Origin of the sequence: Paracoccus haematequi, from assembly GCF_900631945.1 — a bacterium.
Lineage (GTDB): Bacteria > Pseudomonadota > Alphaproteobacteria > Rhodobacterales > Rhodobacteraceae > Paracoccus > Paracoccus haematequi_A.
In genome coordinates this window covers 90023-113356 of record NZ_UZWE01000036.1, presented here as the reverse complement: position 1 = coordinate 113356, position 23334 = coordinate 90023, and the positions used below count along the sequence as shown (strand labels likewise).

Here is a 23334-nt window from a genome sequence, read left to right as displayed (position 1 = left end):
TTCTTCTTTGCACAAATACCCAAAGGGAATCAATGCGGCGTCACACCCCGGATCCGTTCCGACCGCCGCCGCAGCAACTCCACCGTGGTCAGCAGCGCGATGGAAAAGATCACCAGCAGCGTCGCCACCGCCAGGATCGCGGGCGAGATCTGTTCCCGGATGCCGTTCCACATCTGCCGGGGGATGGTCTGCTGGTCCGGCCCGGCGATGAACAGCACCGCCACCACTTCATCAAAGGACGTAACAAAGGCGAACAGCGCGCCCGAGATCACGCCCGGCAGGATCAGCGGCATGGTGACGCGGAAAAACGTCGTGCGCGGATTGGCCCCCAGGGACGCCGCCGCCCGGTTCAGCGACTGGTCGAACCCCACCAGCGTCGCCGTGACGGTGATGATCACGAAGGGAATCCCCAGGGTCGCATGGGCCAGGATCACCCCCAGATAGGTGCCCGCCAGCCGCCCGCAATTCGTGGGCAGGCCGACGATGCCCAGCAATTCGCAGGGGTTCGAATAGAAGAAGAACATCCCCGTCGCCGTGATGATCAGCGGCACGATCATGGGAGAGATCAGGATCGCCATGATCGCCCGGCGGAACGGCATCTCGGGGCGCGACAGGCCCAGGGCCGCCAGCGTCCCCAGCACCGTCGCCACGATGGTCGAGGCCACGCCGATGATGATCGAGTTCTTGGCCGCCTGCACCCATTTGGCATTGGCCCAGGCATCCGACCAGAAGGCCCAGCCGCTGGCGTCCGGGTTCTGCATCCCGAAGGTCAGCAGGCTGCGATACCACCTCATGCTGTAGCCGTCGGGATCGAAGGACCGCATCTTGTCGGTGAAGGTGAAATACGGCTCGGCGTTGAAGGACAGCGGGATGATCACCACGATGGGCGCGATCAGGAAGAAGAAGATCAGCCCGCAGATCACCAGATAGGCGTAATGCCAGACGCGCTCCAGCGGGGTTGCATAGGTCGGAACAGCCATGGATCACCCCAGCTTCAGATTGTCGATGCCGACCATCCGGTCATACACCCAGTAAAGCAGCAGCACCGCCGCCAGCAGCAACGCGGCCAGCGCCGCCGCCATCGACCAGTTCAGCGTGTCGGTCATGTGCATCGCGATCATGTTGGAAATCAGCTGCCCCGACGATCCGCCGACCAAGGCGGGCGTGATGTAGTATCCCACGGCCAGGATGAAGACCAGCAAGGCCCCCGCCCCCAGGCCCGGCAGCGTCTGCGGGAAATAGACCCGGCGGAAGGCGGTCCAGCTGGTCGCGCCCAGCGACCGCGCCGCCCTGACATAGGACGGGTTGATCGTGCGCATCACGGAATACAAGGGCAGGATCATGAAGGGCAGCAGGATATGGGTCATGGCGATGATCGTGCCGGTCTGGTTATAGATCATCTGCAACCGCTGCCCTCCGCCTATCACGCCCAACCAGACCAGGATGTCGTTGATCACCCCCTGCTGTTGCAGCAGCACCATCCAGCTTGTGGTGCGCACCAGAAGCGAGGTCCAGAAGGGCAGCAGCACCAGGATCATCAGCAGGTTCGACTTGCGCATCGGCAGCGTCGCCAGCAGATGCGCGATGGGAAAGCCCAGCACGAAGGTGATGCCGGTAATCAGCAGCGACAGCCAGAAGGTGCGCATGAACAGCATCACATAGACCTGCTGGCGCGGCTCGACCTGCTGGATGCTGCCGTCCTCGGCCCGCTTGCGGTCCACGGCGGCCAGATAGAAATTGGCCGTCATCGGAGTCGAGGCCTCGCGCATCGCCGACCACAGCCGGGGGCTGGCCCAATCCTGATTGATCTCGGTCAGCGCGGCCTGATAGGGCGGCTCGATCCCGCGGCGGACCTGCCGCCCGGTCGAGGTGAACAGCGACCGCGTGCCCGGCACGTCATAATTGATGCGCGTACCCACGACGCCGATCGTCCGCGCCTCGGCGCTGGCGGTCAGGTCGGCGGCAAGGGCGGCCCAGGCGGCCTCGTCGGGTTCGGTGCCGCGCGGATTTTCCGCGAACCAGGCCGAGATCTGCGGCATGTTGGCCGAGAAGCCGTCATTATAGAAGGACCGTTGCAGCATCTGCCCGATCGGGATCACGAAGGTGATCAGGATGAAGGCCAGCAGCGGCAGCACCAGCAGGAAGGCGCGGCGCCGGGCCAGCGATTGCGACCGCGCCAGGGCGCGGGCCAAGGGCTTGCCATCGGCGGTCCGCAAGGCCCCGTCGGTCAGCCCCGAGGCGGTTGTCGTGATGGCCGCGTGCGGATCGAGTGCGTTCGCCATGAATTCCCCAGACTGTCAGGACCGCCGCCCCCGGACAGGGGCGGCGGCGATCAAGCTTACGAACCGGCCAGCCAGCTGGTGAAGCGGTCGGTCAGTTCGGCATCGTGATCGGCCCAGAACTCCGGGTCGTCCATCACCGCCGTTTCCAGGTGTTCGGGCTGGGTCGGCATATGCGGCGCCATTTCGGTGGTGCCGTCCTTGTAGGTGCCGACCAGCGGGGCCGAGGATTTGCGCGTCGGGCCATAGGCGATGTATTTCGCCTGATCCGCCAGCGGCTGCGTGCCGGTCGCGAACTTGACATATTCGACCGCCTCTTCGGGATGGGGCGCGTCCTTGGGCACGACGAAGGCGTTGATCTCCAGATACTGGCCGTCCCAGATCACGTCGAAGGGCTTGCCCTCGCCAACCATGGCGTCGAAGATGCGGCCGTTATAGACGGTGGTCATCACCACCTCGCCATCGGCCAGAAGCTGCATCGGCTGGGCGCCCGCCTCCCACCAGATCACGTCGCCCTTGATGGTGTCCAGCTTGGCGAAGGCGCGGTCCACCCCTTCCGGCGTGGCCAGCGTGTCATAGATCTGGTCGGCCGGGACGCCATCGGCGATCAGCGCCAGATACAGCGTCCGCTTGGGCGATTTCGGCAGGCCGCGCTTGCCCGGAAACTTGGCGGTGTCGAAGAAATCGGCGACGGTTGACGGGGCCTCGCCCTGGAACTTGGACTTGTCATAGCCGATCACCGTGCCCCAGACGATGTTGCCCACCGCGCAATCGGTCAGGCTGCCGTCGACGAAATCCTCGGCGGCGGGGGTGCCGTCGGCGCCCGCCGGCAGGTCGGCGGGGTCGAATTCCATCAGCGCGCCCTCGTCGCACAGCCGGATCGCGTCGGCCATCGCCAGGTCGAAGACATCGCCTGTGACATTGCCGGCCTCGACCTGGGCCTTCAGCGGCGTGGCCGGGTCGTCGGCGGCGATCATGTTGGCCTTGATGCCGGTCTGCGCGGTGAAGGGCTTGTTATAGGCCTCGACCTGACTGACCTCGTAGGCGCCGCCCCAGGAAACGACGTTCACCTCTTGCGCGGCCGCGGCGAAGGCCATGCCCGCCAGGGCGGTGGACAGGATCAGGGTGGTTTTCATGGTCTTGCTCCCGTTGGTGGATGGGGTCTCTGCCCCGTCTTGGCGTGGGCGGGCCGCGACGGCCCGCACCGATCCGCGTCAGCCGGCCAGCCAGCCGTTGAACCGTTCGGTCAGTTCCGCGCCGTGGTCGGCCCAGAAACCGGCGTCGTTGACCAGGGCCTTTTCGGCGTTCTCCGGCGTCGTCGGCAGATAGGGCCGCATCTCGGTCGTGCCGTCCTTGTAGGTGCCGACCCCGGCCGCTGCGGATTTCCGAGGCGGACCATAGGCGATGTATTTCGACAGATCGGCCTGGCGCTGCGGGTTCGAGGCATAGGCGATGAACTGCATCGCAAGATCCCTGTCGGGCGCGCCGCGCGGCACGACCCAGTAATCCATGTCCAGATTGGCGCCGTCCCAGACGAAGGCGAAGGGCTTGCCCTCGCCGATGATGGCATCGAAGATCCGGCCGTTATAGGCCAGCGTCATCGACACCTCCTTGTCGGCCAGAAGCTGCGGCGCCTGGGCACCGGCGTCCCACCAGACCACCTGGTCCTTGATCGTGTCCAGCTTGGCGAAGGCGCGGTCCACGCCTTCGGGGGTCAACAGCACCTCGTAGACCTGATCGGGGGCCACGCCGTCGCCCAGCAGCGCGAATTCCAGCGCGTATTTCGGCCGCTTGATGATGCCGCGCCGACCCGGAAACTTTTCCAGATCGAAGAAATCCGCCACGGATGCCGGGGCCGCGTCGGGGAAGGCCGTGGTGTCATAGGCGATCACCGTGGACCAGACCATGATCGCGGTCGCGCATTCGTGCAGCGCCTGCGGCAGATAATCGTCGGCGGGCGCCGATCCGTCGGCCCCCGGTTGCAGGATGGCCGGGTCGATCGGCTCGATCAGCCCCTCGTCGCACAGCGCGATCACGTCGGACTGCTCCACATCATAAACAGCACTGGTGACGTTTCCAGCCTCGACCTCGGCCTTCAGCTTGGCGGGCGGATCGGCATTGTCCACCATCGTTGCGCCGATGCCGGTCTGCTGGGTGAAGGGCTTGACCAGCGATTCGTTCAGCGCCTCGCCGAAGGCCCCGCCATAGGTGGTGATGTTGATCGACCCGTCCTGGGCGGCGGCGGCCCCGGCCGTCAGCAGCGCCAGAGTCGCGCCAGCGATCAGTCGTCCTGTCATGCTTCCCTCCCCTTGTTGCGGGTGGTGCCGCCGCGAAGCGGCACCCTCTGCCCTGGTTCAGCTTGCCAGCCAGCTGTTGAAGCGCTCGTTCAGCTCCGCGTCCCGGTCGACCCAGAATTCCAGGTTCGAGCCGAGCGCGTTAGTCATGTTCGCCTCGGTCGTGGGCAGGTTCGGACCCATCGGCTGGTCGGTACCCTCGATATTGCCGACCAGGGCGGCGGCGGATTTGCGCGGGGGACCATAGCTGATGAATTCGGCCGCGCGGGCCTGCGGCGCGGGCGAGGTCGTCCAGGCCACGAACTTCATCGCATCCTCGAGGTTCTTGGCGCCCTTCGGCACGACCCAGCCTTCCATCTCGTAGATCTGGCCGTCCCAGATGATCTTGAAGGGCTTGCCCTCGCCCTGGGCGGCGTTGAAGATCCGGCCGTTGAAGGCATAGGCCATCGTCACCTCGCCATCCGCCAGAAGCTGCGGCGGCTGGGCGCCCGCTTCCCACCAGATCACGTTGTCCTTGATGCTGTCCAGTTTGGCGAAGGCGCGGTCCACGCCCTCGGGGGTGCCAAGGGTGTCATAGACCTCAGCCGCCGGAACGCCATCGGCCATCAGCGCCAGTTCCAGGTTGAACTTGGCGCCCTTGCGCATGGTGCGCTTGCCGGGGAACTTCTCAAGGTCGAAGAAATCGGCGGGAGTGGCGGGCTTGGCGTCGGGGAACTTGCTGTCGTCATAAGCCAGCACCATCGAATAGACATCGGTCGCGACGAAGCAGTCCGTGACAGCGCCCTCGATGAAATCGTCGGCCGCAGCGGTGCCGTCCTCGGCGGCGACCAGGATCGCGGGGTCGATCTCTTCCAGCAGGCCTTCGTCGCACAGCCGCACGGCGTCGGCATATTCGACGGATGCCACGTCGGTGGTGACGTTGCCTGCCTCGACCATGGCCTTGATGGGGGTGGCGGGGTTGTCGGCATCGGCGATGTTCACCTTGATGCCGGTCTCGGCCTCGAAGGGCTTGGCATAGGCTTCGACGTGGCTGTTGCCATAGGCCCCGCCCCAGGACAGCAGGTTCACATCGGCCAGCACGGGCGAGGCGATCAGGCCAAGCGCGGTGGTCAGGGCAAGCGTCTTCTTCATCTATCACTCCAACTGTTGGGATGGGCGGCATTCGCCGTCATTTTTTGTGGCCCAGCGACGGCCCGTCCGTCAAACGGGATCCAGCGCGCGGGCATCGGCGGGATGCCAGCCGACCTTGATCTGCTGGCCCGGCTCCAGCCGGGTCTGGCCGATGGTGTTGCGCATCTTCATGACGAAATCGTCGCTGCCCGCGACCTTCAGGCGCGCACGCAGGATGTCGCCCATATAGATCATGTCCACCACCGTCGCGCCGATCATGTGGGCGCCGGGGGGCATCATCTCGGGCTTGAACTCGACCCGTTCGGGGCGGATCGAGACCAGCGTCTGCTGGCCCTTCTCGCGCACGTTGACGGGGGTGGCGTCGATCAGTTCGCCCGTCGCCAGCCGCACCAGGGCCTTGTCGCCGGACAATTCCTCGATCACGCCGGGCAGCTTGTTGTTCTCGCCGATGAACTGGGCCACGAAGCTGTTTTCCGGGCGTTCATACAAGTCGGCGGGCGCGGCAAGCTGCTGGATGCGGCCGTCGTTGAACACCGCAACCCGGTCCGACATGGTCAGCGCCTCACCCTGGTCGTGGGTGACGTAGACCACCGTGATCCCCAGGCGCTCGTGCAGGTGCTTGATCTCGAACTGCATGTGTTCGCGAAGCTGCTTGTCCAGCGCGCCCAGGGGTTCGTCCATCAGCACCAGTTCGGGGTCGAAGACCAGGGCGCGGGCCAGCGCGATCCGCTGCTGCTGGCCGCCCGAAAGCTGCGCGGGCCGGCGGTTGGCGAACTTGCCCATCTGCACCATGTCCAGCGCGCGGGCGATGCGGGTTTCGCGTTCCGCCTTGGCCATGCCCCGGACTTCCAGCGGGAAAGACAGATTCTCGCCCACCGTCATATGCGGGAAAAGGGCATAGTTCTGGAACACCATGCCGATCCCGCGCCTGTGCGGCGGCACCTGATTGATCGGGCGTCCCGCCAGCCGGATTTCCCCATGAGTCGCGGTCTCGAACCCGGCCAGCATCATCAGGCAGGTAGTCTTGCCCGACCCCGACGGGCCCAGCATGGTCAGGAACTCTCCCTTGCCGATGGACAGGTTCAGGTCTTTGACGACAAGCGTCTGCCCGTCATAGCTTTTCTGCACATGTTCGAAGGCGACGAAACTGTCGCCAGGGCGGTCGTCCAGCAAAAGGCGCTCTCCCCTGTTTTGTGTTTTCGTTGATCAGCGCCCCGTCAGGTTAAGCGGCGGCTTGGCGCCTGCGCAACACCGTTTGCGACATTTCTTCGCAGGTCCAGGTCGCGAACAGGCCATCCCGGCAGCCGCCCGCGCCGCGATCAGCCCTGCCCGGAAAGCGGGCATGGCGCATGGGCTTGTGCCGCTGCAACCCTGCGGTTAGCGTCGCGGCCGATCCGATTCCCGCCATCGGCCAAGGACGCGTGTCCTTCGCGCCCCGACCGAAGGACCGTCATGCTGGAAGCCCTGCTTCTGTTCGCCGCCGGATTCCTGGGCGGAATGCTGAACGCCGTCGCGGGCGGCGGTACCTTCATCACCTTTCCGGCGCTTGTCTTCATCGGCATCCCCCCGGTCGTCGCCAACGCGACCAGCACCATCGCCGCGCTGCCGGGTTACCTGTCGGCGGCCATCGCCTTCCGGGGCGATATCCGCCGCATCCAGGACGCACCCTTCGCCAGGCTGACGGTCTGGACGATGATCGGCGGGGCCATCGGCAGCGGGCTGCTGCTGGTCAGCTCGAACAAGGCGTTCTCGGCCCTGGTGCCGTTCCTGCTGCTGGCCGCGACGCTGGTCTTCTACTTCGCCGACGACGTGCGGCGCACGGCCTCCCGCTGGCGGTCGGTGGTCAAGCCCTTCGGCCTGGGGATCCTGCTGCCGGTGGCGATCTATGGCGGCTATTTCAACGGCGGCCTGGGCATCGTGCTGCTGGCGGTCTTCGCGATGTGGGGCATGACCGACCTGCACGCGATGAACGGGCTGAAATGCTGGCTGTCCTTCGCGCTGTCGGCGGTGGCCTTCGCGATCTTCGCGGTGGGCGGCGCGGTGGCCTGGATACCTGCCGCGATCATGGCGGTCGGCACCATCACCGGCGGTTATGCGGGCGCGCCGGTGGCGCGACGCATCCCGCGCGACACCCTGCGGCTGCTGATCGCCTTCATAGGCGTCGGCATGACCGCGATCTTCTTCTGGCGTCTCATTCAAGGAGCATGAACATGAGCGACATCAAACGCATCGAGACCGGCCCGCGCATGAGCCAGGCGGTCGTCGCCAACGGCATCGTCTGGCTGGCGGGCCAGGTGGGCGAGCCGGGCGCATCCGTCGCCGATCAGACCCGCGTGGTGCTGGAACAGGTCGACCGCCTGCTGGCCCTTGCCGGGACCGACAAGACCCGTATCGTCTCGGCCCAGATCTGGCTGGCCGACATGGCTGATTTCGCGGAAATGAACGCCGTCTGGGACCAATGGGCGCCGCAGGGCCACACCCCCGCCCGCGCCACGGGCGAGGCAAAGCTGGCCACCCCCGACTACAAGGTCGAGGTGATCGTCACCGCGGTCCTGTAACCGCCCGCAAGACCGACCGGGCGGCGCGCAGACCCGGCGCCTCGCCCCCCTTGCCCAGCCGGTCCATGGTCAGATCCATCGCGTCCAGCTGGGCCTGCCGCGCCTGGGCATCGCCCAGCAGGCGGCGCAGCGCCTGGGCCATCGGCGCGGGCTGGCAGTCGCGGCCCAGGAATTCCGGCACCGCGCGGGTTTCGCTGACCAGGTTGACCAGCGTCACCGTGTCGGTCTTCAGCAACATCCCGATCAGCAACCGGCTCAGCGGCGCCATGTCATAGCCGATCACCATCGGCACCCGGTTCGCCGCCAGATCCAGGCTGACCGTGCCCGACGCCGCAAGCGCCAGATCCGCTGCGGCGAAAGCGGCGCGCTTCTGGTCCGCGTCCTCGACGATCAGCGGGCGCTCGGGCCAGGCCGCCGTCAGGTGGCGCACCGCCTGCGACACACCCGCCACGGTGGGCAGCACCACCTGCATGTCGGGCACATGATGGCGTAGATCCGTCAACGCATCGCCGAAGCGGGGCAGCAGCCGCGCGACCTCGCCATGGCGCGAACCGGGCAGGCACAGCACGACGGGGCTGTCCGGAGCGATGCCGTGACCGGCGCGGAACAGCGCGGCCTCGTCGGGACCGGCGGCCTGCGCCGTGGCGATGGGGTGGCCCACGAAATCGCAGGTCATCCCGGCGGCCTGCATCAGGGGCGGCTCGAAGGGCAGGATCGCCAGGACGTGATCGACGACCTCGGCCATCTTCAAGGCCCGTCCCGGCCGCCAGGCCCAGACCGAAGGCGCGACGTAATGGATGGTCCGCAGGCCGGGCCGCTGCGCCCGCGCGGCCCGCGCCACCCGCAGGCAGAAATCCGGACTGTCGATGCCGATCAGCGCATCGGGGTTTTCGGCGGCGACACGGGCGGCCGTCTCGGCGATCCGCCGCTTGAGATGGCGGTATTTCGGCAGCACCTCCCAGATGCCCATGACGCTCAGTTCCGCCATGGGGAACAGGCTCTCCAGCCCCTGCGCGGCCATCGCCTCGCCGCCGATGCCGACGAACTCCACATCCGGGACCAGGTCGCGCAGCCCGGCCATCAACGCCCCGCCAAGCTGGTCGCCCGAGGCTTCGCCCGCGATCAGGAAGAACTTCATGCGCTTGGTCCTGCTGCTGATGTCCTGTGGGTATTTGTACAAAGAAGAAGCCGGTTTCTTCTTTGCCTAAATACCCGAATGCGGCATAGCCCACAAAAACAACCCGGCGGCATCGGCGCGCCGGATCGCCTCTGCCCGGTCCAGCAGGATCACCCCGCCGGCTTGCCAGGCAATTCCCGCCAGCCCGGCCTGGGCGGCCTGGATCACGCTGTCCGGGCCAAGCGTCGGCAGGTCGATGCGCATGTCCTGACCGGGCTTGGGGGCCTTGAAGAACACCCCCTTCGCGCCGTTCGGGTTGGGCCGCAGCCCCGCGTGGCGCGCCGCGAAATCCAGCATCGCCTCGGTTCCAGGCAGCGTCTCGATGGCAAGACACTGGCCTTGCGCCACCACCGCGCCCTGCCCCACGTCCAGCGGTCCCAGCGTCGCCAGGATCAGCGCCGCCCGCGCCGCGTCGCGGCGGTCTGCCGCCGAGGGTTCGCCCGCCAGCACGCCCTCGGCAGGGATCAGGCCGGGGGCGACCTCGGCGACCGAGGCGATGGTCAGCCCGTGTTCCTGGAACACGTCCAGAACCGCCCGCAGCGCCCCGTCGTCGCCCGACTGCATCGCCATCATGATGCGCGGCACCAGTTGCGCGGTGCGGCTGTCGAACAATTCCGGGTCCAGGCGCGGCCGGCGGATCGCGCCCGCGAAGACGACACGCGACACGCCCTGGTCCAGCAGGCTGTCCAGGAAGGGCACCAGCCGTTCCAGCCGGAAGGGCTGGGCGTCCACCCCGTCGGGCGCGAAGCCATCCAGCGCATAAACCAGCGGATCGTCCAGGGCAGCGATGACGGCCGGGGCCAGCGCACCCTGGCCTGCGATGACGGCGGTGCGGGTCATGCGGGCTTGGGCGTCAGGAAGCTGCGGTCGGAGGGTCCGAGGATGAAGTCCAGCACGTCGCGGACCATGCCGCCCGTCTCGCCCTCGGCCAGATGGCGGGCGGTGTCGCGAAAGCTGCCCGCTCCCAGCCGGTCCAGCATTTCCCGCAATTCATGGATGTCGGCGCGGCTGGCGCCCCGGCGTTTCAAGCCCACCAGGTTCAACCCGTCCAGATGCCCGCGCGGGCCTTGCACCAGGCCATAGGGGATCACGTCCGCCGTCACCATCGTCACGGCGCCGATCATCGCGCCCCGCCCGATGCGGACGAACTGATGCACCCCCGACAGCCCGCCGACGATCACGTCGTCGTCCAGGTGGCAATGTCCGGCAAGCGAGGCGTTGTTGACCAGGATCACCCGGTCGCCAAGCTGGCAGTCGTGGCCCACATGGCAGCCCGCCATGAACAGCCCGTCGCAGCCCACGCGGGTCACGCCGCCGCCCCCTTCGGTTCCCGGATTCATGGTGACATATTCGCGGATCCGGTTGCGCGCGCCGATCTCAAGCCGCACGTCCTCGCCCCGGAACTTCAGATCCTGCGGCACCTCGCCGATGGAGGCGAAGGGGAACACCACCGTGCCCTCGCCCACCGCCGTGTCCCCGGCGATGGAGACGTGGGATTTCAGCACCACACCCTCGCCCAGGGTCACCTTCGGACCGACCACGCAGAACGGGCCGATCCGGACGCCCGCGCCGATCTGCGCGCCATCCTCGACGATGGCAGTGGGATGGATGTCAGTCATCGGCCTTCAGCGCCATCATGGCGGTGAATTCGGCCGAGGCGCACAATTGGCCGTCCACGGTCGCCCGACCCTCGAATTTCCAGATCTTGCCGCCGCCGCGCAGGGCCTTGCAATGCAGTTCCAGCACGTCTCCGGGCACCACCATGCGGCGGAACTTGCACTTGTCGATGCCCATGAAATAGGTCGCCAGCGGCTTGTCGATGATGTTCATGCTGATGCCGACGATCACGGCCGAGGTCTGGGCCATGGCCTCGACGATGGTGACGCCGGGCATGACGGGTTCTTCGGGGAAATGGCCCTGGAAATGAGGCTCGTTGCTGGTGACCATCTTGATGCCCACGCCCCCCTCGTGCGGGACGATGTCGCGCACCTTGTCGATGAACAGGAAGGGATAGCGATGCGGGATGATGCGCTTGATCAGCGACAGGTCGGCCTCGGTATAGGGGGCGGGGGCGCGCGTTTCGTCGGCCATGAGCGTTCCTTCGGGACGTTTCTTTCCGGTTAGCAACGCGGTTGCCGCTTGGCAAGCGGTCAGCCGGACGCGTCCCGCCCGATGGGCGCGGCCTTGCCTGCCCTGCCCTCGCGCAGCCAGCCGGTCAAAATCAGCCCCGAGACCAGCAGCAGCCACGCCCAGCCGGGCAGCAGCGGCCGCCGTTCCAGGCCGGTGACCGATGCCGCGTCGCGCGGCGTGATGGCGATCCAGTCGCCAAGCGCGGCGCTGCCATGCGCGCGCCGCCCCGGCGCGACGGTGCGCAGATCGGGCATCCCGTCCGCCAGGACCACAGCGCCGCCGCCGGTCGCCTTTATCAGCGGCTGCAAGGCGGCGGCGCTTGCCACGGTCTGTTCGAACTCGCGCGGCGCCGCCGGGCCAATCGCCAGAACCCGGCGCAGGTCGCCATCGGCCAGCCGGTACAGCCCCGGTTCGGGCGCGGTCCAGTCGGCAGTGAAGCGGCCCGGCCCGGCGGGTTCCAGCGGAACCCGTTCGGTTTCGCCATCGGGGCGGGTGACGACCAGCGGCCCGGCGCTGTCGGCCATGGTGCGGCGGGTGAAGCGCACCGACAGATCGCCCGCGACATCGGCCAGCAGCGCCTCTTCCTCAAGCTCGGGTTCCTTCATCGACCAATGGGCGATGCGGCGCAGCAGTTCCAGTTGCGGACCGCCGCCCTCGAACCCGCGCCCCCACAGCCACACCTGGTCCGAGGTCAGCAGCGCCACCCGCCCCTCGCCCACGCGGTCCAGGATCAGCAGCGGCTGGTCGTCAGCCCCGGTCATCGCCACCTGGGCGCCGGGGTCGGGGGTCACGGTCGCCATGCGCAGCCAGCGGCCCCAGGTCGGATCCCGGTCCTCGTCCCCGCCGCCCGGCAGCCCGGCGGTGACGGGATGGCGGCGGCCTTCGTCGGTCAGGCGCGGCAGATAGGGTTCTTCCAGCACCTGTCCGGTCGGGCGCGCGGGCAGGATCCGGCCCAAGGGAGACAGATACAGGCTTTCCACCCCCGCCATTTCCGGCCCGGCCGAGACCAGGATCGCGCCGCCGTTTTGGACATAGCGGGCGATATTGGCGTAATATTCCGGCGGCAGGATGCCGCGCACACTGTAGCGGTCGAAGATGATTAGGTCGAAATCCTCGATCCGCTCCATGAACAGTTCCTGGGTCGGAAAGGCGATCAGCGACAATTCGTTGACCGGCACGCCATCCGATTTATCGGGCGGGCGCAGGATGGTGAAATGGATCAGATCGACCGCCGCGTCGGATTTCAGCAGGTTGCGCCAGGTCCGTTCGCCCGCATGAGGTTCGCCCGAGACCAGCAGCACGCGCAGACGGTCGCGTACGCCGTTGATGCTGATCGCGGCGGCGTTGTTGCGGTCGGTCAGTTCGCCGCGCCCCGGTTCGTCGATGGCGGGCGCGTCGAAGCCGATCTGAACGACGTTCTGGCCCGCATGGTCCAGGGTCAGCGGCAGGGCCAGCGACTGGCCCAGCGGCACGGCAACCACCTGTTCCGGCCCGCCGTCCAGCGACAGGCGCAGGTTGACCGAGCCGGTCTGCGCCTGAGGAGGAACGGCGCCCTGATCCTCGATCCGCAGGCGGATGGCGATCTGCTGGTCGATCAGGCCGAAGGCGGGCGCTTCCTCGATCACCAGGCGGCGGTCCCAGTCCTGGGGGCGGCCGGTTAACAGCACATGAACCGGGGCGGGCGCGGCGGCGGGCAGCATCGCCGGGTCGTGCAGGCGGCCGTCGGTGACGGCGATCACGCCCGCCAGCCGTGCTTCGGGTTCGGCAGCGATGGCGCGGGCCATTTCGGTCGCCAGCAGGGTGCCGTCGTCATTGTCGCCGACCGTGACGCGGCGCAGTTCGGTATTGGGCAGAGCGGCGATCCGGCGGGTCAGGGCATCGACCGCGGCATCGGTCTGCGCGCCGCGTTCAGGCAGAGTCTGACTGGCCGAACGGTCGTCGATCAGGATCACGATGTCGGACAGGCCCATGCGGCTGCCGATCTCCAGCGCGGGACCGGCCAGGGCCAGCGCGGCGGCAAGCCCGGCCAGGCCGCGCCAGGCCCAGCCGCGCAGCCCGCGCCACAGCGCAAAGCCCGCGACCAGCAGCGCAAGCGCCGCCAGCGCGACGATGGCCCACCAGGGCAGCAGGGGATCAAAGCGCAGTTCGGTCACGGGCCCAGGGTCTCCTCGACCCGCATCCGGTCCAGCAGGGCAGGCACATGGACCTGATCGGATTTGTAATTGCCTGTAAGGACATACATCAGCAAGTTCACGCCAAATCTAAAGGCCATCTCGCGCTGCTGCTCTCCCTCCCAGCCGCGCCCGATGGGATAGGCGGGAAAGCCGTTGTCGTCCACGGCCCAGGCCTCGGCCCAGCTGTTGCCGCCGATCACCACCGGGCTGACGCCATCGTTCAACTGCCGGAAGGGCATGCCCTCGGCCGCCTCGGCCCCGGCGGGCGGGGCTTCCAGCCAGACGGGATTGCCCTGCCAGCGGCCCGGAAAATCGGCCAGCAGATAGAAGCTGCGGGTCAGGACGTGATCCTCGGGGACCGGCGACAAGGGCGGGATTTCCAGCGGCGAGGCCAGCGCCTGCAAGGCCCCAGACATATCCGGCCCGCCGACGCCGGTCACGTCGCCGTCGCGCGTGTCGAACAGGATCATCCCGCCCGAACGCATGAAATGGTTCAGCCGAACATAGGCCTGGGGCGAGGGCGGCGCCTGCGTGTCGGTGATCGGCCAGTAAAGGAAGGTCAGCACCGACAGGTCGTCGGCATCCAGGTCGATGGCGACAGGCTCGCCCGGCTCGACCGAGGTGCGCTGCGCCAGCACCATCGACAAACCGCGCAGCCCCTGCCGCGAGGCTTCATCGATCCGGTCGTCGCCGGTCACGACATAGGCCAGCGCGACCTCGTTCGCGGCGCGGGCCAGTTCGGGGCTGGGATCCTGCGCCTTGGCCGAGGGCGCGGGCTGGATCAGCAGCGCCAGCAGGACCGCCGCGGCCACCCTGCCGCCGCGCGCGATCATGGCCGATCCCAACGCATCCGCCGCCAGAATCAGCGCCGTCAGGGCCAGAAGCAGCCCCGTCAGATCGCGCCCCCCGGTCCGGCCCACAGCCTCGACCGTGGCGCCCGGCCAGTGGGCCAGGGCCAGAGGCCCGCCCGCATTCAGCGCCACCCGCCGGTCGCCTGCCGCATAGATGCCCGCAGGCCGTTCGGGGGCAGGGCCAAGCGCCAGATCGGCGGCCGGAACCGGGGCCATCCCTTCGGCAGGCGCGGCACGGCCGAAGCCGTCCAGCACGGTTTCCGGCGTCCAGAAAGGCTGGTCGCGGCCGTCCGCCTGCGCCTGGGCGGGCGAGACGCGGGCAGTCTGGACCAACCGATCCAGCATCTGCACGAACAGGCCCGAGATCGGCAGGTTCGACCATTCCGCATTGGCGGTGACATGGAACAGCACCACCTGTCCCTGCCCCGTCCGGGCACGTGTTACCAGCGGCGTGTTGTCCGACAACGAGGCCAAAGTCTTTTCGGCCAGATCGGGCGCCGGCTGGGCCATCAGTTGCGCGCGGATCGCCACGTCATCGGGCGGGGTCAGCCCCGCGAAAACACCGTCCGCCGCAAAGGGCAGGATGGCGCGCGGATCGCCCCAGGACAGCGCCCCGCCGATGTCGCGCCCGCCCTGCCGCAGCGCGACCGGAATCAGCGGTTCGTCCTGCAACCCGTCGTATGCGGCCATGCGCGGCCCGGCAAAGCGGATCAGCAGCCCGCCATCCTGGACCCAGGCGGTCAGATCGCCCGTTTCGGCCAGATCGACCTGATCGGCCAGCACGATCACATCGGGCGCGCTGTCCAGAACGTCGCCCAGCCCGCCCTCGACCAGATCGGTCGTCGGGGCCAGCGCCTGGCGCAGATAGTGCAGTTGGGACAGAAGCTCCTGCCCCTCGGCCTGGCGGTCGGCGTCGCCCACCAGCCCGACCTTGCGGCGCTTCACGCGGTCGTCGGCCAGGACCACGGCGCCTGCATGGGCCTCGCCCTCGACCTGGAAGCGGGTGATGCGGTTGCGCAGCTCGGGCGGCAGGTCGATGGCGACGGGCCGGGTGGCGATCCCGGCGGCGGCGGCGGCATCGCCGGGGGCCAGCCGGGCCAGCTCTCGTTCGACGCCTTGGGGATCGGGGCCGATGGCAAGGATCGCGGGTGCGCCATCGTCGGTGGAGGCCAGCGTCAGCGAGGGCGTGTCGCCCGCGTGCAGCGACAGCGCGCGCACAGCGCGGGCGGGTGGAACCACCGTCACCGCCCCGCGATCCGTCAGCGCTGACAGCCAGGCGGCGCGGTCGGGATGGTCCAGCCCGTCGCTGATCCACAGCGTCGCCAGCCGCCCCTGGGGGGCGTCAGCCAGAATCGCGGCCGGATCCTTTGGCAAGGTCGTTTCCCAAGGCACGGGCTGGGCGGCGCGCAGCCCCGCCAGAAGGCGGTCGGCGGGGGCGAAGGCCAAGGCGCCCGCAGCGCGTCCATCGGCCAGCAGCAGCGCGGCGGGGCGGCCTTCGGCGGCGGCGTCAGACAGCGCCGATTCGGCGCGGGTCAGCCGGGCGGGCCAGTCGGGGGCGGCGGACCAGCCCGCGTCCAGGATCACCAGCAGCGGCCCGGTCTGGCCCGAGGCGACGACAGGTTTCCAGCTTGGACCGGCGAAGGCCAGGATCATCGCGGCCACGGCGGCCAGGCGCAGCAGAAGCAGCCACCACGGCGTGCGCCGGGCGATGGGCACCCGGTCCACCAGCCCCCGCAGCAGCGCGACGCCGGGAAAGGCCACCTGCCGCGGCGCGGGCGGCATGGCCCGCAGGATCACCCACAGCACCGGCAGCGCGACCAGCGCCGTCAGCACCCAGGGCGCCGCGAATCCTATGGGACCAAGCATCAGCATCAGCCCGCAAGCACCTGATAAAACCAGCTTAACGCCACGGCGGGCGATTGGTCCGTGGTATGGTGGCCGAAATGCCAGCCCGCATCCAAGGCCCGCTGGCGCAGCCGGTCTCGACGTTCGGCCAGCCGCGCCAGATAGGCGTCCCGCAGCCCGGCCGCGTCGCGGCTGTCGTGATGCGTGGCGCCCGACAGCGAGCGGAACAGGACCGCGCCGGTCCAGGGAAAGCCTTCCTCGTCCGGGTCCAGCACCTGCATCAGCACGCCCGTCACGCCGATGCCGGTCGCACGGGACAGCAGCGCGTCCACCCAGGCGGGATCGTCCAGGAAATCCGACAGGATCACCAGCCGCTGGTTGGGGCGCAGCATGTCGGGGGTCGGCGCATCATTGTCGCCGTCCTTCAGCGGGGCCAGGGCGATCTGTTCGGCCAGCCGGTCGGCCTGCACCCGGCCCGCGCGGGCGGGCTGGCCCAGCAGGCCCACCTTTTCGCCTCCGCGCAGCAGCACCATCGCCAGCGCCAGCGCCAGCAGACGCGCGCGGTCGGCCTTGGCGGGGCGGTCCGGCCCGCCCGAATATCCCATCCCCTGCCCGGCCGAGATCCACAGCCCCGCCGCCTGCGCGGTCTGTGCTTCGCGGTCGCGGACGAATTGCGCGTCGGACCGGGCCGAACGGCGCCAGTCGATGGCACGGGCGCTGTCGCCCTGGCTGGCGGGGCGGTATTGCCAGAAATCCTCGCCCGGTCCGCTGCGGCGCAGGCCGTGGGCGCCCGGCGCGATCATCGCCGCCAGCCGTTCCGCCGACAGGATCAGCGCCGGCAGATGGCCACTGGCCGCCTGCGCCCCCGACCGCAGGCCGGCGGCGCGTCGATGGGCGTCCAGATCGGTGGCGGATCGGTTCAAGACGCCCTCATGCCGCCTGGCGCGCGCCGAAACGGTCGCCCAGCAGGCGGGCGATCACGCCATCGACCGTCTCGCCCCGCGCGCGGGCGGCGAAGGACAGCGCCATGCGGTGGCGCAGGACGGGGGCGGCCATCGCCTCGACATCCTCCAGCGTGGGCGCGAAGCGGCCGTTCAGCACCGCGCGGGCGCGGGTGACCAGCATCAGCGCCTGCGCCGCGCGCGGCCCCGGCCCCCAGATCAGCGCGTCACCCAGGAACGCCGCCGATTCCGGCCCGCCGGGGCGGCAGGCACGGACCAGATCCAGGATCGATTCCACCACCGCCTCGCCCACCGGCATCTGCCGGATCAGACGCTGCGCAGCGATCAGCCCCTCGGCATCGAAGGCGGCATGAGCGCGCGCGTCCTCGACCCCTGTCGTGGCCAGCAGAATCGCGCGCTCGGTGTCGCGGTCGGGATAATCCACGTCGATCTGCAACAGGAAACGGTCCAGCTGCGCCTCGGGCAACGGATAGGTGCCTTCCTGCTCGATGGGGTTCTGGGTGGCGAGGACGTGGAACGGACGGCCCAGCGGGCGGTGCTGGCCGCTGATCGTCACTTCGCGTTCCTGCATGGCTTGCAGCAGCGCGGACTGGGTGCGGGGCGACGCCCGGTTGATCTCGTCCGCCATCAGAAGCTGGGTGAAGACCGGGCCTTCGATAAAGCGGAAGGCACGGCTGCCGTCGGGCAGAACGTCCAGAACCTCGGATCCCAGGATATCGGCGGGCATCAGATCGGGGGTGAACTGGATCCGCTGGCTGTCCAGGCCCAGGACCGTGGACAGCGTGTCGACCAGCATCGTCTTGCCCAGGCCCGGCTGGCCCACCAGCAGCGCATGGCCGCCCGCCAGGATCGCCGCCAGCACCTGTTCGACCACCTGGTGCTGGCCCACGAAGCGCCGCTCGATACTGGCGCGGGCATCGGCAAGGGTCTGCCCAAGCTGTTCGACCTTCGTCACCAGAATCTCATCCGACGCCATGACAATGTTCCCCGACTGCTCTACATCGGACCATAAGAGGATATCGGAAAGGCGACTATAGCGAATGGCAGATCGCGGTGACAAAGCTGTGAGCGCCGAGGGCATCGCCGCAGCCGCCAGCAAGGCGTCCGGGGGCGGGCTGCCGCCGGTGCATCTGTGGGATCCGCCCTTCTGCGGCGACCTGGACATGGAGATCCGGGCGGACGGCACCTGGTTCTATCAGGGCACGCCCATCGGCCGCCCGGCGATGGTGCGGCTGTTTTCCACGATCCTGAAGCGCGAGGGGGACCGCTTCTTCCTGGTCACGCCCGTGGAAAAGGTCGGCATCCGCGTGGTGGACGCGCCCTTCGTCGCGGTGGACGCCGACATCCTTCCCGACGCCGTGACCTTCGTCACCAATGTCGGCGACCGGGTGACGGCGGGACCGGACCACCCCATCGCCCTACGCGGCACGGCCGACGCGCCGCGCCCCTATGTCCATGTCCGCGCCGGGCTGGATGCGCTGATCGACCGCAAGACCTTCTACCGCCTTGCCGCCGCCGCGACCGAGGATGCGGGCCGCAGCGGCATCCGCTCGGGCGGGGCCTTCTTTTCGTTGGAGCCTTGATGCCCCGCTTTGCCGCCAATCTGACGATGCTGTTCACCGAACTGCCGATGCTGGACCGATTCGCCGCCGCCGCCGATGCCGGCTTCGAAGGGGTCGAGATCCTGTTTCCCTATGACATTCCGCCCCGCGATCTGTCCCGCGCGGCCATCGCCGCCGGGCTGGACTTCGTGCTGATGAACACGCCCCCGCCCAACTGGGCGGGCGGCCCGCGCGGCTTCGCCGCCGAACCGGGGCTGGAGGACCGTTTCCGCAGCGACTTCGACCGCGCCCTGCGCTTTGCCGAGGCGTTGCGGGCGCGCCATATCCACATCATGGCGGGCTATGCCCAGGGCGAGGAGGCGCGCGACACCTTCCTGCGAAACCTGTCCTGGGCGACCGGGCGCGCGCCCCATGTCAGCCTGACGATCGAGCCGCTGAACCCCGTGGACCAGCCTGGCTATTTCCTGGGCGATTTCGATCTGGCCGCCGACCTGATCGAACAGGTCGACGCGCCGAACCTGGGACTGCAATTCGACGCCTATCACGCGCAGATGATCACCGGGGACGCGATGGCCGTCTGGCGCAAACACGCGGGCATCGCCCGCCATGTCCAGATCGCGGGCGTTCCGGGTCGCCACGAACCCACGGGCGGGATGATCGACTATCCGGCGTTCTTCGCCGCGCTCGACCAGTCCGCCTACAAGGGCTGGGTCAGCGCGGAATACAATCCCGCCGGGCTGACGACCAAGGGGCTGGGCTGGCTGCCGCGCCCGCCTGCCTGACAGGATCGCCCCGGAAGGGAACCGGGGTTCCTGGGCCGCGTTATCGCCATGACGCCGTTCGGAAAAACCGTTCCCTGGCGCGCCTGGTCAACAGCGGAGACAACCCATGAATTCCATCATCTATATCGTCGGCCTGGTGGTCGTCGTCCTGTTCATCCTGTCCTTCCTGGGCCTTCGCTAAGGCGCGCCCCCGATGAAAGGCTGAACGACATGAGCATGATTCCCGACGCAACCCCGCAGCGCAGCATCATGGACTGGCCCGCGATCCTGTCGGGCGCGGCCATCGCGGCTGGCGCCCTGGTCGTCTTCACCGGATTCACCGCCGCCATCGGCCTGGGATCGGTCTCGGCCGAACCCGGTGAGGGGCTGGGCACCTTTGCCAGCATCCTGGTGGGCCTGTTCGCCTTTCTCAGCACCGTGGCGGCCTATGCCCTGGGCGGCTATGTCGCCGGACGGATGCGCACCCCGGTTTCGGGCATCGCGGCAGATGAGACCCGCGCCCGAGACGGCGTTCACGGGCTGACTGTCTGGGCCGTCGGCACCCTGGTCGGCGCCGTCCTGGCCTTCGGGGTCGTTTCCAGCGGCGTCCGCGCCGTTGGTTCGGCCGCCGGCACCGTGGTCGAGGCGGGCGGGTCGGCCGTCGGCGGCGCGCTGCAAGGCGCAGGGCAGTTGGCGGGCGGAGTCGTGGGCGGCGTTGGTCAGGTCGCCGGCGGCGTCGTCAGCGGTGCGGGCCAGGCGGCGGGCGGCGCCTTGCAGGGCGCGAGCCAGGCCGCGAACAACGACACGCTGCAAGATATGCTGCCCGAGGGGCTTCAGCAGAATCCCCTGGACTATATCACCAACCGCCTGCTGCGCCCCGAAGAAACCGCGCCCAACGCCTATTCGGACGAGGCGATCCGCAGCGAGATCGCGGGCATCGTCGGCACCGTCTTGCGCACCGGCGAATTCCCCCAGGACGACCGCGACTACCTGATCCGCGCCGTCGTCGCCAGGACCCAGTTGACCCAGCCCGAGGTCGAGGCCCGCGTGGATCAGGCCGTGACCGAGGTGCAGACCCTGCGCGCCGATGCCGAACAGCGGCTGCAAGAGGTTCAGGCCCAGGCGCAGGAAGCCTTGGACGCCGCCCAGGCCGAGGCGCAGCGCCTGCAGGACGAGGCCGCGCAGCGGCTTGAGGAAGCCCGCAAGGCCGCCATCGACGCGGCCGAGGCTGCGCGCAGCGCCGCCGTATGGTCGGCCTTCCTGCTGGCCGCATCGACCTTGATCGCAGGCGCGGCGGCCTTCCTGGCAGCCATTCGCGGCGGCCGCGACCGTGACGAAGGCCGCATCTGGGCGGGGCTGCATCGCGGCCTCCGCTGAGGTCCGACCCCGGTCGCCAGACGCCATCGAACCCCGCCACGCCGCCGTGGCGGGGTTTTTTCGTGGCGTTCCGGCAGCGCCACGCGGCCAGATTTCGTCTGGTGTTTCGGCCCCTGATTGTTTAGGGCGACCGCAAATCACAAAGGTCGCTCATGGATATCCGCAACATCGCCATCATCGCTCACGTTGACCACGGCAAGACGACGCTGGTCGACCAGCTGTTGCGCCAGTCCGGGTCGTTCCGGGAAAACCAGGCCGTCGCCGAACGGGCGATGGACAGCAACGACATCGAGCGGGAACGCGGCATCACCATCCTGGCCAAGGCGACCAGCGTCGAATGGAAGGGCACCCGCATCAACATCGTGGACACGCCCGGCCACGCCGATTTTGGCGGAGAGGTCGAACGGATCCTGTCCATGGTCGATGGCGTCTGCCTGCTGGTCGATGCCGCCGAAGGGCCGATGCCGCAGACCAAGTTCGTGACCTCGAAGGCGCTTGCCCTGGGCCTGCGCCCCATCGTGGTGCTGAACAAGGTCGACAAGCCCGCAGCCGAGCCGGACAATGCCCTGAACGACGTGTTCGACCTGTTCGCGAACCTGGGTGCCAATGACGAGCAGCTGGATTTCCCGCATGTCTATGCCTCGGGCATCGGCGGCTGGGCGGACGAGACGCTGGACGGTCCGCGCAAGGACATGTCGGCGCTGTTCGACCTGATCCTGAGCCACGTCCAGCCGCCCAAGCAGATCGCCCGCGTAGACGAGCCCTTCCAGATGCTGGCGACCACGCTGTCGGCCGACCCCTTCCTGGGCCGCCTTCTGACCGGCCGGGTCGAGGCGGGCCGCGCCAAGGCGGGCGACACCGTCAAGGCCCTGTCCCGCGACGGCGAACGGATCGAGCAGTTCCGCATCAGCAAGGTGCTGGCCTTTCGCGGCCTGACCCAGACCCCCATCGACGAGGCACAGGCGGGCGACATCGTGACCCTGGCCGGCATGTCCAAGGCCACCGTGGCCGACACGCTTGCCGCGCTGGAGGTGGACACCGCCCTGCCCGCCCAGCCGATCGACCCGCCCACCATCAGCGTGACCTTCGGCATCAACGACTCGCCCCTGGCGGGGCAGGACGGCAAGAAGGTCCAGTCCCGCGTCATCCGCGAGCGCCTGATGCGCGAGGCCGAGGTGAACGTCGCCATCAAGGTCGAGGACACGCCGGGCGGCGACGCCTTCATCGTCTCGGGCCGGGGCGAATTGCAGATGGGCGTTCTGATCGAGAACATGCGCCGCGAGGGGTTCGAACTGTCGATCAGCCGTCCCCGCGTGATCTTCCGCGAGGAAAACGGCCAGCGGCTTGAACCCGTCGAGGAGGTCATCATCGACGTGGACGACGACTATACCGGCGTGGTGATCGAAAAGCTGACCGGCGACCGCAAGGGCGAGATGGTCGACATGCGCCCGGCGGGCCACGGCAAGACGCGGATCGTCGCGCATGTGCCGTCGCGCGGGCTGATCGGATATCATGGCGAATTCATGACCGACACGCGCGGCAACGGCGTGCTGAACCGCATCTTCCACGGCTGGACCCCCTACAAGGGCGCGATCCAGGGCCGCCGCCAGGGCGTGCTGATCAGCATGGAGAACGGCGTCTCGGTCGCCTATGCGCTGTGGAACCTGGAAGAGCGCGGCAAGATGTTCATCGGCGCGCAGGAGCAGCTGTATACCGGCATGATCATCGGCGAACATTCCCGCGACAACGACCTGGAAGTGAACCCGCTGAAGGGCAAGAAGCTGACCAACGTCCGCGCGTCCGGCACCGACGAAGCCGTCCGCCTGACGCCGCCCGTGCGCATGTCGCTGGAAGAGGCCATAGCCTATATCAACGACGACGAACTGGTCGAGGTGACGCCCAAGAACATCCGCCTGCGCAAGCGTTATCTGGATCCGCACGAACGCAAGCGCCAGGCGCGGGCGGACGCGTAACGCAACTTTCCCCTGCGTCAAGCTGTCGTTTTAGCGAGGTTCGCGGCTGCGCGGCCTCGTGATAATCTTGGTCATGGCCTTGATGTCGGGATCGTCGGCGTATGTTCGTGGTATGCGGTCACAAGGGTTCGTCCAGCCACCCGGCGGCATTGTCCTGGGCCGTCCGCGCATTTTCGACATCATGCCGGTCTTCGGCAGGAAACTATAAAGCATCGGATCGGTTCTTCTTGAGGGGGAATGGTGCGCGTCAAGCTCGCCCG

Annotated in this window: 20 protein-coding genes; 6 read left to right on the top strand and 14 right to left on the bottom strand. The window is 68.3% G+C overall.

Annotated features, from left to right (window positions below):
- Positions 1-29: 29 nt before the first annotated feature.
- The 6 genes from PARHAE_RS13125 to PARHAE_RS13100 form a co-directional block, all read right to left on the bottom strand.
- Positions 30-980 (bottom strand): ABC transporter permease, encoded by a 951-nt coding sequence (locus PARHAE_RS13125; RefSeq protein ID WP_126155040.1) that lies wholly within the window; start codon positions 978-980, stop codon positions 30-32.
- Positions 981-983: 3 nt separating this feature from the next.
- Positions 984-2282, bottom strand: a complete 1299-nt coding sequence (locus tag PARHAE_RS13120; protein WP_126155039.1) for an ABC transporter permease — start codon at positions 2280-2282, stop codon at positions 984-986.
- A 56-nt stretch (positions 2283-2338) separates the two neighbouring features.
- Positions 2339-3415: an ABC transporter substrate-binding protein gene (locus tag PARHAE_RS13115; protein WP_126155038.1), complete on the bottom strand. Its 1077-nt coding sequence runs from the start codon at positions 3413-3415 to the stop codon at positions 2339-2341.
- Between the two features lie 78 nt (positions 3416-3493).
- Complete coding sequence (locus PARHAE_RS13110; RefSeq protein ID WP_126155037.1) at positions 3494-4576, bottom strand: ABC transporter substrate-binding protein; 1083 nt, start codon at positions 4574-4576, stop codon at positions 3494-3496.
- A gap of 57 nt (positions 4577-4633) precedes the next feature.
- Positions 4634-5704 (bottom strand): ABC transporter substrate-binding protein, encoded by a 1071-nt coding sequence (locus PARHAE_RS13105; protein ID WP_126155036.1) that lies wholly within the window; start codon positions 5702-5704, stop codon positions 4634-4636.
- 69 nt (positions 5705-5773) lie between these two features.
- Positions 5774-6877, bottom strand: coding sequence for an ABC transporter ATP-binding protein (locus tag PARHAE_RS13100; RefSeq protein WP_126155035.1), 1104 nt, complete (start codon positions 6875-6877; stop codon positions 5774-5776).
- Between the two features lie 279 nt (positions 6878-7156).
- Between PARHAE_RS13100 and PARHAE_RS13095 the strand changes: the two genes are divergently transcribed.
- Entirely contained in the window at positions 7157-7912 is a 756-nt protein-coding gene (locus PARHAE_RS13095; RefSeq protein ID WP_126155034.1) for a sulfite exporter TauE/SafE family protein, read from the top strand.
- A 2-nt stretch (positions 7913-7914) separates the two neighbouring features.
- Complete coding sequence (locus tag PARHAE_RS13090) at positions 7915-8262, top strand: RidA family protein (protein ID WP_126155033.1); 348 nt, start codon at positions 7915-7917, stop codon at positions 8260-8262.
- Here the strand turns inward: PARHAE_RS13090 and lpxB are convergent.
- From lpxB to PARHAE_RS13050, 8 genes are all read right to left on the bottom strand, one after another.
- The gene (gene lpxB, locus PARHAE_RS13085; protein ID WP_126155032.1) at positions 8246-9400 is read right to left on the bottom strand and encodes a lipid-A-disaccharide synthase; all 1155 of its coding nucleotides are present in this window, start codon (positions 9398-9400) and stop codon (positions 8246-8248) included. The genes PARHAE_RS13090 and lpxB overlap by 17 nt on opposite strands.
- A gap of 66 nt (positions 9401-9466) precedes the next feature.
- Positions 9467-10279, bottom strand: a complete 813-nt coding sequence (locus PARHAE_RS13080) for an LpxI family protein (RefSeq protein WP_126155031.1) — start codon at positions 10277-10279, stop codon at positions 9467-9469.
- Complete coding sequence (gene lpxA, locus PARHAE_RS13075; protein ID WP_126155030.1) at positions 10276-11058, bottom strand: acyl-ACP--UDP-N-acetylglucosamine O-acyltransferase; 783 nt, start codon at positions 11056-11058, stop codon at positions 10276-10278. Before lpxA ends, PARHAE_RS13080 begins: the two co-directional genes overlap by 4 nt.
- On the bottom strand, positions 11051-11530 hold the full coding sequence (fabZ, locus tag PARHAE_RS13070; RefSeq protein ID WP_126155029.1) for a 3-hydroxyacyl-ACP dehydratase FabZ: 480 nt from the start codon (positions 11528-11530) through the stop codon (positions 11051-11053). The genes lpxA and fabZ overlap by 8 nt, the downstream gene beginning before the upstream one ends.
- Positions 11531-11589: 59 nt before the next feature.
- Positions 11590-13722, bottom strand: coding sequence for a hypothetical protein (locus PARHAE_RS13065; RefSeq protein ID WP_126155028.1), 2133 nt, complete (start codon positions 13720-13722; stop codon positions 11590-11592).
- A complete protein-coding gene (locus tag PARHAE_RS13060) occupies positions 13719-16460 on the bottom strand; it encodes a DUF4159 domain-containing protein (RefSeq protein ID WP_338142926.1) in 2742 nt (913 codons plus the stop codon). Before PARHAE_RS13060 ends, PARHAE_RS13065 begins: the two co-directional genes overlap by 4 nt.
- Before the next feature lie 5 nt (positions 16461-16465).
- Positions 16466-17362: a DUF58 domain-containing protein gene (locus PARHAE_RS13055; protein ID WP_241232807.1), complete on the bottom strand. Its 897-nt coding sequence runs from the start codon at positions 17360-17362 to the stop codon at positions 16466-16468.
- 7 nt (positions 17363-17369) lie between these two features.
- The gene (locus PARHAE_RS13050) at positions 17370-18377 is read right to left on the bottom strand and encodes an AAA family ATPase (protein ID WP_126155026.1); all 1008 of its coding nucleotides are present in this window, start codon (positions 18375-18377) and stop codon (positions 17370-17372) included.
- A 64-nt stretch (positions 18378-18441) separates the two neighbouring features.
- On the opposite strand from PARHAE_RS13050, the gene PARHAE_RS13045 reads away from it, so the two are divergent.
- The 4 genes from PARHAE_RS13045 (at position 18442) to typA (ending at position 23074) form a co-directional block, all read left to right on the top strand.
- Positions 18442-18984 (top strand): DUF1285 domain-containing protein, encoded by a 543-nt coding sequence (locus tag PARHAE_RS13045; protein ID WP_126155025.1) that lies wholly within the window; start codon positions 18442-18444, stop codon positions 18982-18984.
- Positions 18984-19745: a hydroxypyruvate isomerase family protein gene (locus PARHAE_RS13040; RefSeq protein WP_126155024.1), complete on the top strand. Its 762-nt coding sequence runs from the start codon at positions 18984-18986 to the stop codon at positions 19743-19745. The genes PARHAE_RS13045 and PARHAE_RS13040 overlap by 1 nt, the downstream gene beginning before the upstream one ends.
- 210 nt (positions 19746-19955) lie before the next feature.
- Positions 19956-21101 carry a hypothetical protein gene (locus PARHAE_RS13035; protein ID WP_126155023.1) on the top strand — a complete coding sequence of 382 codons (1146 nt, stop codon included), beginning with the start codon at positions 19956-19958 and terminating at the stop codon, positions 21099-21101.
- A gap of 152 nt (positions 21102-21253) precedes the next feature.
- On the top strand, positions 21254-23074 hold the full coding sequence (gene typA / locus PARHAE_RS13030; protein WP_126155022.1) for a translational GTPase TypA: 1821 nt from the start codon (positions 21254-21256) through the stop codon (positions 23072-23074).
- Positions 23075-23334 lie beyond the last annotated feature (260 nt).